Raw genomic sequence first — 14485 nt, 5'->3', positions numbered from 1 at the left:
GGCGTTTACCACGAAATATTAACAAAAGGTTGCAGCGGATCAGGCAACCTCGATCGGCGCGACCTCATAGCCCGCTTCGCCCAGCGCGGCGATCAGCCGCTGGAGATGGGCGCGATCGCGCGTCTCGCACTCGACGTCGAGGCTCAAGCCCTTGGCCGGCAGGTTGGTGAAGATGCGCTGATGCGCCAGTTCGAGGATGTTGACCGCTTCCTGGTCGAAGATGCGGGCGACATGGAACAGCGCGCCGGGCCGATCCTGCAGGATGATGCGCAACCGCGCGAGCCGTCCCGACCGGGCGAGATCGCGCAGCAGGACGTTGGCGAGCAGCCGCGTATCGATATTGCCGCCGGTCAGCACAAGACCGACATTGCGCCCGACAAATTGCTCGCGATAGGTCAACAGCGCCGCCAGCCCCGCAGCGCCAGCGCCCTCAACGACCGTTTTTTCGATCTGCAGCAACAGGCTGAGCGCTTCTTCCAGCCGCCGTTCGGTGACCAGCAGCATGTCGTCGGCCAGCCGTTCAACCACGAGACGGGTGTTTTCGCCCGGCTGCTTGACCGCGATCCCCTCCGCCAGCGTATCGCCGTCGCAGGGCAGCGTTTCACCCTTGATATAGTCGTACATCGACGGATAGAGTTCCGCCTGCACGCCGACCAGGCGGATGTCCGGCTTCATCGCGCGGGCTGCGGTCGCCATGCCGGAAAACAGGCCGCCACCGCCGATCGGGATGATCAGCGTATCGATTTCCGGTGCTTCCTCCAGCATCTCCAGCGCAACCGTCCCCTGCCCGGCCATGATGTCCGGTTCGTCGAACGGATGGATGAAGGTTAGTTCCTGCTCGACCTCCAGCAGGCGCGCATGGGCATAGGCGTCATCGAATTTTTCGCCATATTGCACCACCGTCGCGCCATGGCTGCGAGTTTGCGTCACCTTGATGATCGGGGTGGTCAGCGGCATGACGATGGTGACCGGCACGCCCAGTCTCTTGCCATGATAGGCAAGGCCCTGCGCGTGGTTGCCAGCCGATGCTGCGATCACGCCCTTGGCTTTGGAGGCCTCATCCAGTTGCAGCAGGCGATTAAGCGCACCCCGCTCCTTATAGGCGGCGGTGAACTGGAGATTTTCGAATTTCAGATAGACGTTGCAGCCAAGCATCTGCGAGAGCGTCTGGCTGATCAGCGTCGGCGTCTTGACGATCGCGCCTGCAATGCGGGTGCGCGCGGCAAGCACGTCATCGACGGTGATGGGTAGCGGCGGAGCGCTCTCGATCTTGGCAAGCGTGTTCATATGGTCGCGCCCTAACGCAAAATTGCGGCGGAAGAAACTGGCACTGTCGGAAAACTGCCCCTATGGCTGGTCGCCACGCACTTATCCTACGAGGCATATGGCTAACATCGCGTTTATCGGCCTGGGCGTCATGGGCGGCCCGGTTGCAGGACATCTAGCGAAGGCCGGGCACAGCCTGACCGTTTACAACCGCTCGATCGGCAAGGCGAAGAGCTGGGCCGAAGCCTATGGCGGGACGGTCGCGACCAGCCCGGCCAAGGCGGCGGAAGAGGCCGAGATCGTGATCAGTTGCGTCGGCACCGACGATGATCTGAGCCAGGTGACGCTGGGCCGCGAAGGCGCGTTTCGGGCGATGAAGCCGGGCAGCCTGTTCATCGACCACACCACCGTTTCCGCGCGGATCGCCCGGCAATTGTTCGTCGAAGGCGAAAGCCGGGGCATCCACAGCGTCGATGCGCCGGTGTCGGGCGGACAGGCGGGGGCCGAGAATGGCCGGTTGTCGATCATGTGCGGCGGCACCGAGCCCGCCGTGACCGCTGCGAGGATCGTGATGCAGGCCTATGCCGCGCGGATCGTCCATGTCGGCGGCGCGGGCGCGGGGCAGACGACGAAGATGGTGAACCAAATCTGCATTGCGGGCGTATTGCAGGGCCTGGCGGAAGCGATGCGCTTTGCGCAGGCGGCTGAACTGGACCTCGACACCGTGTTCGAGGCGATTTCGGGCGGCGCGGCGCAAAGCTGGCAGATGGATAATCGATGGAAGACGATGGCGCAGGACAGGTTCGATTTCGGCTTTGCGGTGGATTGGATGCGCAAGGATCTGGGCCTCGCGCTGGAAGAGGCGCGCGCGAATGGCGCGACGCTGCCGGTAACCGCAATGGTCGATCAATTCTACGCCGACGTGCAGGCGATGGGCGGCAGCAGGCAGGATACCAGCGCGCTGGTGCGCCGGATCATCAAGGCGTGAATATTGCTCCAACGTCCGTTCGGGCTGAGCTTGTCGAAGCCTCTTTTCTGTCTGCACCTCGCTCGAAGAAAGGAAGGCCCTTCGACAGGCTCAGGGCGAACGGATTTGGGGTGTTGGGTTTGGGGTTGGTTGTCGCCCTTCCCCTCCCCGCTTTCGCATCGGGGGTCATCGACAATGTGAACGGCATCGCGATCGATCCCACTGGCAAGGTCGTGCGCTTTGGCGCGCTGCTGATTGATGATGAAGGCAAGGTCGAAAAACTGATTCCCGGCCGCTATCAGGAACCGGAATATAAAAGGCCCAAGAAGCCTAAACGGGGCCAGCCCTGGCCGGAGCCGCCCAAGGGGCTGTCGTTCAAGCTGGATGCGGGTGGCAAGACGCTGATCCCCGGTATGATCGACGCGCATGGCCATGTCATGAGCCTTGGCCTGTCGCTCATTACGCTCGACCTGTCGGATACACGATCGCTGGAAGAGGCGCAGGCGAAGATCCGCGCCTATGCGCAGGCCAGTCCGGGGCGCAAGTGGATCATCGGGACGGGCTGGAACCAGGAACAATGGGGCCTGGGCCGCTTCCCTACCGCCGCCGAACTGGATGCGGCGGTCGGTGATATTCCGGTGTGGCTCTCGCGCGTCGATGGTCATGCGGGCTGGGCCAACAGTGCCGCGATCCGCGTGGCGGGCGTAACGGCGGCGACCAAATCCCCCACCGGCGGCCGGATCGAGATGGCGGCGGGCAAGCCTGCGGGTGTGTTCGTGGATCAGGCCATGGCGCTGATCGAGAAGGTCGTGCCTGCGCCTGCGCCGAAAGATCGCGACATCGCATTGGAAAAGGCGCAGCGCGCTTTGCTGGCGATGGGCGTCACCGGCATTGCCGACATGGGCACGAGCATCGAGGATTGGCAGGCGTTTCGTCGCTCGGCCGATCGTGGTGCGTTGCGCGTGCGGATCATGGCCTATGCGGCGGGTCTCGATAATATGACGCTGATCGCCGGGCCGGAGCCTACCCAGTGGCTTTATGACGACCGGCTGCGGCTGGGTGGCATCAAGCTGGTGCTGGACGGGGCGCTGGGGTCACGCGGGGCTTGGTTGAAGGCCGATTATGCCGATGCGCCGGGGCAGCGCGGTCTGCCGATGATTTCGGCAACGCAGTTGCGCAACGTGATGAGCCGCGCGGCGATGGACAATTTCCAGATCGCCACCCATGCGATCGGCGACGCAGCGAACAGTGAAATATTGGATGCGATCCAGGAATTGTCGGAAACCTACAAAGGCGACCGGCGCTGGCGGATCGAACATGCGCAGATCGTCAGTCCGGCCGATTTGCCGCGCTTTGCCCAGTTCGGCATCGTCGCGTCGATGCAGCCGGTGCACGAAGCATCGGACTGGCGCATGGCCACTGCGCGGCTGGGCGAGAGCCGACTGGCGGGTGCCTATGCTTGGAAGGCGATGCTCGACAATCGCGTGCCTTTGGCGTTCGGGTCTGACGTGCCGGTCGAAAGCCCCAATCCCTTTGCCGGTATCGCCGTCGCCATGAGCCGCGAGGATGCCAAGGGCGAGCCGATGGGCGGCTGGATGCCGACGCAGCGGGTCAGCTTTGACGCGGCGCTCGATGGCTTTACGCGGCAGGCGGCCTTTGCCGGATTTGCCGAAAAGCGGTTCGGCAGTCTGGTGCCGGGGCAGCGGGCGGACTTCCTGCTGATCGACCGGGATATCTCGACCGCACGGCCTGCGGACATTCGAGGGACGCAGGTGCTGGAGACGTGGATCGGTGGTAAGCGGGTGCATGTGAAGGGGCAATAAGCCCTTTCACATCGCGTTATCGGCCGCGTTCAGCGCATCTTCGAAGGTTTCAGGCAGCGGCGGCTGGACTGGTTTGTCGCAGCCTTCTTCCTTCATATGCGCGCGCAAGGCGTCCATGCGGCTGAGGTTCCAGCGCAAAAGCGGCACGCCCAGCGGCCGGAATTCAGCGCGGTCGAACAGTTCGACGACATAATTTTTGCACAGTTCGTCCACCTGATCGAGCGTCAGCATCGCGAGGTTCATGACCATCGGCTTGCCTGGCACGCCATTGCGGCCGCGCACCAGATCCGTGACGTACAGACCGCCGCGCGGATCGACCAGCACGACATCCGCTTGGCTCGAATCGATCAGCCGATGGCTGGCGGCATAGGGCGCGACGAAGGCGTGGGTGCGCCAGACGAGGAAAACACTCCCCAGCGCGGTGATGCACAGGCCGATGACCAGTGGGCGCAACGCATCTTGCGGGCGGAACCGCGCCCAGCCGAGGCCAGCGAGCAGGCAGAACGGCCCGATAAAGCCATGGGCATAGCGGAAGCCCCAGCCATAGCCCTGCGCCAGTGCCAGCATGCAGCCCGCGAGGCATCCAAGTGCCAGCGGCAGGGCTATCTCCTGCCCCCGGATCATGGTGCGCCAGCGCATCGCCGCCATGCCCAGCACTGCGAGCGGGACCATCAATATGTCATTCCAGGCGATGTAGCGGCTCAAATTGACGAGCGGTTGCCAGCGGTCGCCTAGCCGCTGGAACAGGCTGCCGACCTTGTCGGCGACTCCGGCGGAGGGACGCACATCGGCGGGCGCGCCGAGCGCATGGAGCAGAAATTCGGGCCAGAGCTTGGCCCAGACGATGACGATCGCCACCAGCGTCAGCGCGTGGAAGGCCGCGACCGTCCAGCGCCGGGCGAGCAGCATCCACAGGATGAAGGGCGCGATGAACAGCGGCGGGAAATGCCATTGGTGCAGGCCCGCCGCGACCAATGCGACGACGCCCGCGCTGCCATGGCCGATCACCCCGCCGCGCAACACCAGCGCGAGCCAGATCATGTTGAGCGCGAAATGGCCGGTCATGGCATAGGGCGTCATCGCCGTGATCCAGAGCTGGCTGGACGAACAGCCAAGCAGCACGGTCACCCATACCGCGTCGGGGCGATCAGGCATCAGCCGCAGCGCCACGCGCCAGAGCGCGAACAGCCCGGCCATCAGCAGCACTGGTCCTGCTAGATTGGGATCGCCCAATTGCCAGAACAAAGCCTGGATCGCGCTATTCACCGGCAGATAGGCCGCCGTCCAATAATCCGCCGCGCCGAAGGGAGAGAAAAATTCGGGCATGATCGCGCGGCGATAGGGTTCCCATTCCACCGGGATCGGCCGGGCGAACATCCCTTCGCGCATATAGGCGGCGGCGAAGCGCGCGACTTCTTCGTCACGGGAAATGGCGTAATTCTGGAACAGGGCATAATGGCCCGCCCAGGCCGCCAGCCCCATGAGCAGGATCAACGGCACGATAATCCGCGCGGTCGGGCGCGGGAGGCGGATGCCCTTCCCTTCCGCAAAAGGCGCGGCCAGCGCAAGCAATAACAAGGAGCCGAGGAGGAGCGGAAAATCCTGATCCAGGAACAGGATGACCGGCAGGCTCAAGCCCTGCCGCCAGGTGACGTGCCAGACGAAAGTGGCACCGAGCCAGAGCGTCAGGCCGATCGCACCGGCCAGGAACAGGCGGCGCGCGCTCACGAAGCTGGTCGCCCCGCCCCCGGTCACGCCGCAACCAATGTCCGGTTGACGAAGATGCCGTCCATTTCGACCAACAGCGGGAAATGGCCCTTATTATTGGCGAAGAAGGCCGAGGGCACGAAGGCGCGCGCTTCGAGCCAGTCGATCATCGTGCGATAGCCGGTGCCGCCTTCGTAAATGGGGCGGACGCCGAGTTCGGTCTGGATACCCAGCATCTGCGCCAGCGCATCGCCCGCGCCTTCGCACACCGACAGATCATGGCCCTGCGTGTCCATTTTCAGAAAGGGTCGGGTAAAGCCATGCTCTGCCTTGAGGTCAGGGAGCACCGAGTCGAGGCGGCAGCATTGCATCTCGACCGTTTTGGTCACTTTGTTGCGATCGGCGAAAATGGCATCCTGTTCGCCCGACGGTGCCTTGAGCGAAGAGAATTGATCGGCGGCCATGATGTTGAAACTGGCGGTGCCATCAAAGTCGGAGAGCGCCATGTTGAAGACGTGCCAGCGGCGGTCGGACGCGGCGTGGCGTTGCAGTTCGGCAAAGACTTCGGGGTTCGGCTCGAAGGACAGGATCAGCCCCTTATAGCCCGCATCCTTGCGCAGCATCGTCGCATATTGGCCGCGATTGGCGCCGACGTCGAACAGGCAATCGACCGCGAAGGTCGAAAGGAAGCGCCGGAGCGCCTGGATTTCGGGATATTGATGCACGCGCCCGGCCAGCGCCAGACGCGCCGCCAGCTTGCGGTCGGACAATTCGCGCCAATAGCGGTTCATGCGCGCGCGGCCAACACGGTTTGATAGATGTCCATCGTCGCCACCGCCATGTCCTTCCAGCTTCCCATATCATCCCCATAGGCGCGCGCCGCCGCGCCCTGCGCCTGCCTGATGGCGGCGCTTTGCAGCAACGGCAAGAGCGCTGCGGCCAAAGCGGGGACATTCCCCGCAGCCGCCCGGATCGCTACGCCATCGGGCAATTGCCCGAACATGCCCGCGTCCGACGTCACCATCGCCTTGCCATGATGCAGCGCCGAGAGGAAGGCACCGCTTGAGTCGATATGGCGATAGGGAAAGACCATGATGTCGGCGCGGGCCATATGCGCGTCGAGGCGGCCTTCGGTCAGGAAGCCGAAATCGGTGAGCAGCCGATCTGCAAAGCCTGCTTGCGCGACCTGTGCCAACGGCGGCGCGACGTCCATGAAGGGCTTGCCCGCGAGCATGAGGTCGAAATCATGGCCGTCGCGCCAGAGCGAGAGGCAGGCGTCTATCGCGAGGTCTACGCCTTTATAGGGGCGGATCGTGCCGAAGAAGAGCAGGCGCGGTTTCGTGGAGGTGGGAACGGCGGCTAGATCGGCGGCACTGGCGGATGCCAGCCGCATCGGCGGGTGCGGGGTGATGTGGATGCGGGCGGGGTCGATGCCTTGCGCGATGAGGGCGGCGCGGGTGGTGTCGCCATGGACGATCAGCGCATCCATGCCGTCGAGCAGCGCGCGATAGCCCCGGCCCTGCAGCCCGGCATCGGCATGATAGGCGTCGGCATTGTGGACGGTGTGGACCAAGGCCGTGCGCCCTTTGAGGCGTTTGAGCACCAGTCGGTCTGCGGGAGCAAGTGGGAGCCATTGGATATGGGCCACATCGGCGGCGAGTAAGGGCGTCAGATCACCCAACGCGCAGGCCAGCGCATATTCCGCTGCCTTGGTCAGGCGAAAGGCACGGCCTTCGCCCAGGCGATCGCGCAGCGCTTCGCTGCGGCGGAAGAAATGGGGGGCGTAGGCATAGCCGTGCGGGACGATCGCGTCGGTGGCGCGCATGGGGCGGCCGAGCAGCGTGACGTCCGCACCCTGCCCCGCCAGCGCCGCGCAGAGGCTATCGTCATAGCGCCCGGTGAAGAGCGAGGGATCGAGCATCGCGACCTTCATGCCCGCGCCAGCCTTTGGAGCGAAAGCAGATGCAGGATGGCCGCGCCGGTGAGGGTCAACGTGTAGAGGCCGAGGAAGGCGAGGTCGAAGCGCTGGGGTGCCAACGCAAGGGCCAAAGGCGCGCTGGCGAGCGATCCAGCGAGGAAGGGCAGTGAGCGATGCAGCAGGGTCGAGAAGCGGCCAAGCGCGCCCTGGACATAGACCGAGACGCAGATGATCGTGAGGGCAGCCAATGCGGCGACGATCAGCGCCAGTTCCGCCCGGTCGATCATGGCACGGCCGTCGAACAGCGTGGTGAAGAGCCAGTCGCCGACGCCCAGCAACAGCGCCGACAGCAAGAGCGCGAAGACCAGCCCCGCGCCAAGCGAGCGGGCGAGCAACTGGCGCAACCTTGCGCGGTCCCCTGCATGATAAGCGCGGGTGATGCGGGGCAAGGCGGCTTCCACGACGGCGCGGACCAGCATCGAGAGGGCGCGCGACATTTTGAAGAAGAAGTCGAAGATCAGCATCGGGCGGGCGTCGGACGTGGCCATGGCGATCGTGAAATAGGGCGCATTATAGGCGATGATGTCGGAGGCGGTGAACGCCGCCGATGCGCCGATGTCGCGCAGATAATGGGTGCGGACATGGCCGCCGCCGACGCGGAAGGCGAGCCAGTGCCGGGCTGTCATCCCCAGCCGCCGGTGGACATGGGTGATGGCCCAGCCGATGACGAGCAGGCTGACCGCCAGTTGCAGCGCGATCGACAGGCGCGGGTCCAGGCCCAGCAGGATGGCGAGCAGCAGCGCGATCGTCACCACCCGCCGTCCGCAATCGAGCGCCTCCCACAGGAAATTGCCATCCACCGCCGCCAGCGCGCGCTTGGCCAGCAAGGCAGGCAGGTTGAGGCAGGCCGACAGGAAGAAGAGCAGGAACAGCAGCGGCATCGCCGTATCGAACCAGCCGAGCGTCAGCGCCCCGATCAGGATCGCCGTCCCGCCCGCAACGATGAGGCCGAGGAACAGGAACAGCACGCCCATTTCCTCCAGCCGGAAGCCGCCATCCGCCTGATCGCCGCCCAGCCAGTGCCGCCGCAACCGGGCGTAGATGATGCTGGTCAGGCCGAATTCCGCCGAAATGGTGAAGTTGCCGAAGGCGACCAGCAGCAGGAACGCCTGAAATTCGGCCAGCGGCAGCACGCGGACGAAGACGAAGGTGACGGCAAAGCCCCAGATCAGCACGAGGCCGACATTGGCGAGCTTGACCAGCGCGAGGATGCGGGCGGATGCCTCCATCCGCGCGAGGATGCTCACCGCGTCGCGGCTCCGCCGGGCTTGCGGGCGCGGAACAGCCGGTCGTCGAGCGCGTAATAATGGCGCGCGGCGACGTCGATGCTGCTGGCGTCGATTTCTTCCAGATCGAAGCCCGCCGCGCGGATGCGGTCGGCGATATCCGGGCCATATTGGCGCACATGGTCCCACTGGCCAAAGCGGCGCTCGCGTTCGCGCGGGGGAATGTCGAAACTGCCATCCTCGGTCGGCTTGGTCCAGAGCGGCACGATCAGCCAGGCTTCCCCGCCCGGCTTCAAGGCGCGGTAGATGTTGCGCAGCACGGCCATGTCGTCGGGCACATGCTCCATCACATGGCTGGCGTAGAACAGGTCGTAGCGGTCAGTGACGGCCAATTCCATCAGGTCCACCCGCGCCATGTTGGGCACGGTATAGCGCGACGGATCGAGATCGGCGGGCATGTAGTAGGTCGCGGCGGAGAAGCGGCGGACGAGGCTGGCTTCATTGGGGGCCATGTGCAGGATGGCGCCTTCCACTGGCACGGACAGGCGGCCATTGGCGATCAGCCAGTTCATCAGCCGCTCGCGCGGCGATGCGCCGCATTCGGGGCAGCCCCATTCGCCATTGTCGCCATAGCGGAAGAAACCCACGACGGTCGCGCCACAGGCGGGGCAGCCGCGCTTGCGCCGCGCGCCCAGCGCCTTGCGCGCCTGGAGCGAGGTTCGGGTCAGATGCTTGCCGACGGCCTTGGCCACCCGCTGAACAGTAATCACGTCATTCTCCGCTTGGGAACAAGGGATGGGCTATACAATATCGCAGGCGTTTGACGAGGGGGTGAGAGAGGTTCCGTATATTCTGAAGGTAAACGGCAAAGGCATCCTCCCCTTGCAGGGGAGGATTTATCGATCAGCGTGACTTGGCTGGATTCCAGGTGGTCACGGTGCGGCCGGTCATGGCTTTGACCACGCCCTGCAAGGTGGCGGCATAGGCTATCATGATGTCGACCAGCGCTGCGAACGGGCCGCTTTTCGCGCGTATCCCGACCCAGAGCGTCAGGGCGACGGCCAGCGCGCCGACCATGTAGAGCATGGGGGAAATCCGCATCGCCAGCGTGCCCGCCGCCACTGCCCCGGTCAGGATGAAGACGCCGCCGAACCAGCGGACGATCTTGCGCGAGGCATATTTGAAGCGGTCGATAGCGCGCATTTGGCGCAATTGCGGGCGCAGGTGGACATGGGTGTGCCAGGCGCGGGCGGCGATGCGCACCTTGCGGCGATATTCGTCCTTGCGACCCGTCACCAGCCGTTCGCGGGCGATGACGTCCTTGGCCTTGATCAGGCGCTTGCCCGCGAACACCACCGCCATGGAGACGGTGAGGTCATCCAGCACGCTGTCGGGGAAATCGGGATAGAGGCTGCGGCGGATCGAGAAGATCGAGCCGTCGGCGCCCAGCACATTGCCGGTGCGCGACTCCTCATCCTTCAGCCGTTCCTCGATCCGCCAGTAGAGCGAGCCGACCGAGGCGGTCGCGCTTTCGTCCGCGCCGATATAGTGGAGCGACCCCAGCACGCCGCCGACATCCGGGTCGGCATAGCGGGCTAGCAGATTGTCGATGGCGTTGCCGTCCAGCAGGACATTGGCGTCGGTGAAGATCAGCACATCGCCACTGGCGCGGGCGGCGAGTTGCTTCATGCCGTGCGCCTTGCCGCTGCGGCCGGGGCCACGGATCAGGGTGACCGGAGTGCCTTGGGCGGCGATCAGGTCGCCGGTGCCGTCGGACGAGCCATCGTCGAAGGCAAGGCATTCAAGCCCCGGATGGCGGGCCTTGAGCATGGCGATATTGGCCAGTTTCTCCGGCATCGCGCCCGCTTCATTATACGCGCAGAAGAGCAGCGAGGCGCTGGGCAGGGTGTGCGCTGTCGGGGCTTCGGGAAGCGTCGGTAAAGCGCGCAAAATCAAGGGGTAGAAAAGGAAGGGCCACAGCAAAGCGAACAGCGAAGCGGACAGTAGAACGCCTATTAGCAGGTCGGTCATGCTTAGTAGGCCTTGTGGTGGACGAGGACGCCCAGGGTCGCGACGATGATGCGCAGGTCGCGCCAGACCGACCAGTCGCTGACATATTCCAGGTCCGATTGCAGGCGGTCGATCAGATCCTGATGATGGTCGGTCGAGCCGCGATGGCCGCGCACCTGGGCGAGGCCGGTCATGCCGGGTTTGATGCAGTGGCGCGCCCAATAGCGGGGGTCGACTTCCCAATAGAGGCTGTCCCCTGCCCGCGCGGCGGCGGCATGGGGACGCGGGCCGACGATGCTCATATCGCCTTCTAACACATTGAAAAGTTGAGGTAATTCGTCAATACTTGTCCTGCGCAGGAAGGCGCCGATCGGGGTGACGCGATCATCGTCGCGCTTGGTTAGCGTAGCGGCGTGCGTGTCGCTGGCCTCTGTCCGCATTGAGCGGAATTTGTAGATGGAGAAGGAGCGGCCATCCTTGCCGATGCGCGGCTGGCGGAAGAGGATGGGGCCGGGGCTGGTCAGTTTCACCGCCAGCGCCGCGCCGATCAGGATGGGCGAGAGCAGGATGGTGGCAACGGTGGCGACGATCAGGTCGAACAGCCGCTTGATCAGCCGGTCGCGGAACTGGAGCGGGCCACCCGCGACGATGATGGTCGGCTGGCCGTCAAATTCGGCGACGCGCGCAGGCGCGAAACGCAGCAGTTCGGGCACCACGATCTCGCCACGGGCGGACAGCGATTTGAGCGCCGCCGACCAGTCGGCCATCCGGTCGAGCGGACAGGCGACGATCACGCGCTCGGCCATGCCGACCGCGCTCGCCAGCCGTGCGGCCATGTCGGCATCATGGCGTTCGGGGCGCAGGTCGATGGCGGCGGCTTCGATGACGGTCATATGCGGCCCGGTGGCGATCATCACGCCATCCATGATGACGACGGTGAGGTCGGGCACGGCACCCAGCACCTGGCTTGCCAGCCGCGCGATCGCGAGGCGCACCAGCGCGACGGCAAGACCGCCCAGGCCAAGGCCGGTAATGAAGGTCAGGCGCGACAATTGTTCGGCCATCTTGCCGAGATAGACGATCAGCAGCATCAGCAGCGCTGCCTGCACCAGCGCCAGCAGCGCGCGGACGATGCCGCGCCGGACATTGTTGATGCTTTGAATGCCATAGCCGCCGCCCTGCACCGCCAGTAGCGCGTAGAGCGGCGCGACCATCGCGAACATGACGAGGCCGTGGGGCTTGCCCGGCTCGCCCCACAGCGCACCCAACACGAACCAGTTGGCGGCGAGAAAGGCGCAGAACAGCCCGGCCATGTCCCCGCCCAGGCACAGCGCGTAAAGCCGGAACCGCACGATTTCCTTGGAAACTGTCACTGCTGCGCCCTGATCATCGCCATGCGCTCCGTTGGCACCGGGCGGCGCGGGTTGCAAGGGGGTGGGAGTCGCGGTGTCCGCTCTTGTTCATCCTCCCCTTGCAGGGGAGGTGTCTGGCCGAAGGTCAGACGGAGGGGTGTCCCGCCATCGATAGGGGGACACCCCTCCGTCAGCACTGCGTGCTGCCACCTCCCCTTACAGGGGAGGATGCGGCTAGGGTCGATCGCGTGGACCCTACACCCCGAACAATCGCGTCAGCGACTTGTCCAACATCAATAGTTGCCACAGCAGGCGGCCATGGTCGGCGACGCCGGAGCGGTGGTCGGTGGCGATGCGGGCGAGCATGGCGCTGTCGAACCATTCGGTGCGGGCCAGGGCCGATCCGCCCGCGATGGCGGTGGCTTCGCCTGCGAGCGCGCCACGGAACCAGGCGCTGATCGGGGTGACGAAGCCCATTTTCTGGCGATAAAGTATGTCCTGCGGCAGATAAGGCTCCATCGCCTTTTTCAGCAGATATTTGCCGCTATTGCCGCGAATGCGCTGGCTGACCGGAAGGCGCGCGGCAAATTCGACGAGGCGATGGTCGAGCAGGGGTTCGCGCGCTTCTAAACTGACGGCCATGCTCATCCGGTCGGTCTTGGTCAGGATGTCGCCGGGCAGCCAATATTTGATGTCGGCATATTGCGCGCGGTCGAGGGCGTCGCGCGCGGGCGCGTTGGCCATGGCTTTGACATAGCGGTCTTCGGCGCGATAGCCGCCGAGCCGGCCCTTGACCTCCTGCGTGAAGAGGCGCTGGCGCAGGGCGTGGGGGGTGACGCCGACCGATGCGGCATAGGCTTCGCCGCCGCCGCCCGCCAGTTCAAGGAAGGTGGATTTGGCTCGCAGCGCGCGCGGTGCCCAGTCGGCCTTGGGATAATATTTGCCGAGCGTTCCGAACAGCGGTTCGCGGATCGACGCAGGGATAAGGCCGCGGATGCGTTCGCCCTGCATCTGGAAACGGTGACGGCGATAGCCCGCAAAGGCTTCGTCCGCGCCGTCGCCCGACAGTGCGACCGTCACCTGCTCGCGCGCCAGTTCGCACACGCGGAAGGTCGGCAGCGCAGACGCATCGGCAAAGGGTTCATCGAAATGGAAGGCGAGCCGGTCGATCAGGCCATAATCGTCGGGCGAGACGATGCGGCTGCGATGATCGGTGGCGAAGCGGCGGGCGATGCGGTCGGCATAAGCGGTTTCGTCGAGTGCGGCGACGTCGAAGCCGATGGTGCAGGTCTTGACCGCCTGGCTCGACGCTTCGGCCATCAGGGCGACGACGCTGCTGCTATCCACGCCGCCCGACAGGAAGGCGCCCAGCGGCACGTCCGCGACCATGCGCGAGCGGACGGCCTGCCGCATCAGGGCGACCAGTTCTTCTTCCGATTCCTGCGGCGAGGATTTGGTGCGGTCGGCGAAGCTGATGTCCCAATAGCGGTGCGGCTGGGGCAAGGGGCGGCCGCGCACGAGGCGGAGCGTTTCGCCCGCGCCCAACTTGCGCACGCCCGCGACCAGGCAGGCATCGTCGGGGACATAGCCATAGGCCATATAATCTTCGAGCGCGGACAGGTCCGGCGCGCGGCGCAGCAGCGGATGGGCGAGCAGGCTCTTCAATTCCGATCCGAAGATCAGGCTGCCGTCGGACAGCAGGGCATAATGGAGCGGCTTGACCCCCAGCCGGTCACGCACGAGCCAGAGCGACTGCGCGCGCGCGTCGAACAGGGCGAAGGCGAACATGCCGTTGAAGCGATGGACGCACTCCTCGCCCCATTGGCGATAGCCGTGCAGGATGACTTCGGTGTCGCTATGGGTGCGAAAGACATGGCCCTTCGCCTCCAGTTCGGCGCGGACTTCGGCGAAATTATAGATTTCGCCGTTGAATATGACGGCCAACGCCTCGTCGTCGGTCAGCATCGGCTGCGCGCCCGATTCCAGGTCGATGATCGAGAGGCGCAGATGCCCAAGGCCGACGCCCGGCGCGGTCCAGATGCCGCTGCCGTCCGGGCCGCGATGCGGCATCGCATCGAGCATGGCGCGGACCCGCGCGGGATCGACCGGCTTGGCCGTTTCCAGATGAAAGATACCCGCTATGCCGCACATGCGAA

General features: G+C 65.0%; 11 protein-coding genes. 2 read left to right on the top strand and 9 right to left on the bottom strand.

Translation table 11 applies throughout. The features are described from left to right. Positions 1-39: 39 nt before the first annotated feature. Positions 40-1287: a threonine ammonia-lyase gene (locus V2I08_RS06815; protein WP_349634440.1), complete on the bottom strand. Its 1248-nt coding sequence runs from the start codon at positions 1285-1287 to the stop codon at positions 40-42. Positions 1288-1384: 97 nt separating this feature from the next. Here V2I08_RS06815 and V2I08_RS06810 point away from each other — a divergent pair, with 97 nt between their 5' ends. Then, a complete protein-coding gene (locus V2I08_RS06810; RefSeq protein ID WP_349634439.1) occupies positions 1385-2254 on the top strand; it encodes an NAD(P)-dependent oxidoreductase in 870 nt (289 codons plus the stop codon). Positions 2255-2364: 110 nt separating this feature from the next. Further along, positions 2365-4056: an amidohydrolase gene (locus V2I08_RS06805; protein ID WP_349634438.1), complete on the top strand. Its 1692-nt coding sequence runs from the start codon at positions 2365-2367 to the stop codon at positions 4054-4056. Between the two features lie 6 nt (positions 4057-4062). Here the strand turns inward: V2I08_RS06805 and V2I08_RS06800 are convergent, their stop codons facing one another. The 8 genes from V2I08_RS06800 to V2I08_RS06765 all read right to left on the bottom strand — a co-directional run bounded on the left by V2I08_RS06800 (position 4063) and on the right by V2I08_RS06765 (position 14480). Next, positions 4063-5811, bottom strand: coding sequence for an MFS transporter (locus V2I08_RS06800; protein WP_349634437.1), 1749 nt, complete (start codon positions 5809-5811; stop codon positions 4063-4065). After that, on the bottom strand, positions 5808-6554 hold the full coding sequence (locus tag V2I08_RS06795) for an FkbM family methyltransferase (protein ID WP_349634436.1): 747 nt from the start codon (positions 6552-6554) through the stop codon (positions 5808-5810). The genes V2I08_RS06800 and V2I08_RS06795 overlap by 4 nt, the downstream gene beginning before the upstream one ends. Continuing rightward, positions 6551-7696: a glycosyltransferase family 4 protein gene (locus V2I08_RS06790; protein ID WP_349634435.1), complete on the bottom strand. Its 1146-nt coding sequence runs from the start codon at positions 7694-7696 to the stop codon at positions 6551-6553. The genes V2I08_RS06795 and V2I08_RS06790 overlap by 4 nt, the downstream gene beginning before the upstream one ends. Continuing rightward, positions 7693-8970, bottom strand: coding sequence for a hypothetical protein (locus V2I08_RS06785; RefSeq protein WP_349634456.1), 1278 nt, complete (start codon positions 8968-8970; stop codon positions 7693-7695). The genes V2I08_RS06790 and V2I08_RS06785 overlap by 4 nt, the downstream gene beginning before the upstream one ends. A 14-nt stretch (positions 8971-8984) precedes the next feature. Beyond that, positions 8985-9737: a methyltransferase domain-containing protein gene (locus tag V2I08_RS06780; RefSeq protein ID WP_349634434.1), complete on the bottom strand. Its 753-nt coding sequence runs from the start codon at positions 9735-9737 to the stop codon at positions 8985-8987. A gap of 133 nt (positions 9738-9870) precedes the next feature. Continuing rightward, positions 9871-10998, bottom strand: coding sequence for a glycosyltransferase family 2 protein (locus V2I08_RS06775; RefSeq protein ID WP_349634433.1), 1128 nt, complete (start codon positions 10996-10998; stop codon positions 9871-9873). A 2-nt stretch (positions 10999-11000) separates the two neighbouring features. After that, on the bottom strand, positions 11001-12350 hold the full coding sequence (locus V2I08_RS06770; protein WP_349634432.1) for a sugar transferase: 1350 nt from the start codon (positions 12348-12350) through the stop codon (positions 11001-11003). Between the two features lie 234 nt (positions 12351-12584). Beyond that, positions 12585-14480, bottom strand: a complete 1896-nt coding sequence (locus V2I08_RS06765) for an XrtA/PEP-CTERM system amidotransferase (RefSeq protein WP_349634431.1) — start codon at positions 14478-14480, stop codon at positions 12585-12587. Positions 14481-14485 lie beyond the last annotated feature (5 nt).

This window comes from Sphingobium sp. MK2, from assembly GCF_040170545.1.
Lineage (GTDB): Bacteria > Pseudomonadota > Alphaproteobacteria > Sphingomonadales > Sphingomonadaceae > Sphingobium.
This window is presented reverse-complemented; position numbering and strand designations above follow the sequence as displayed.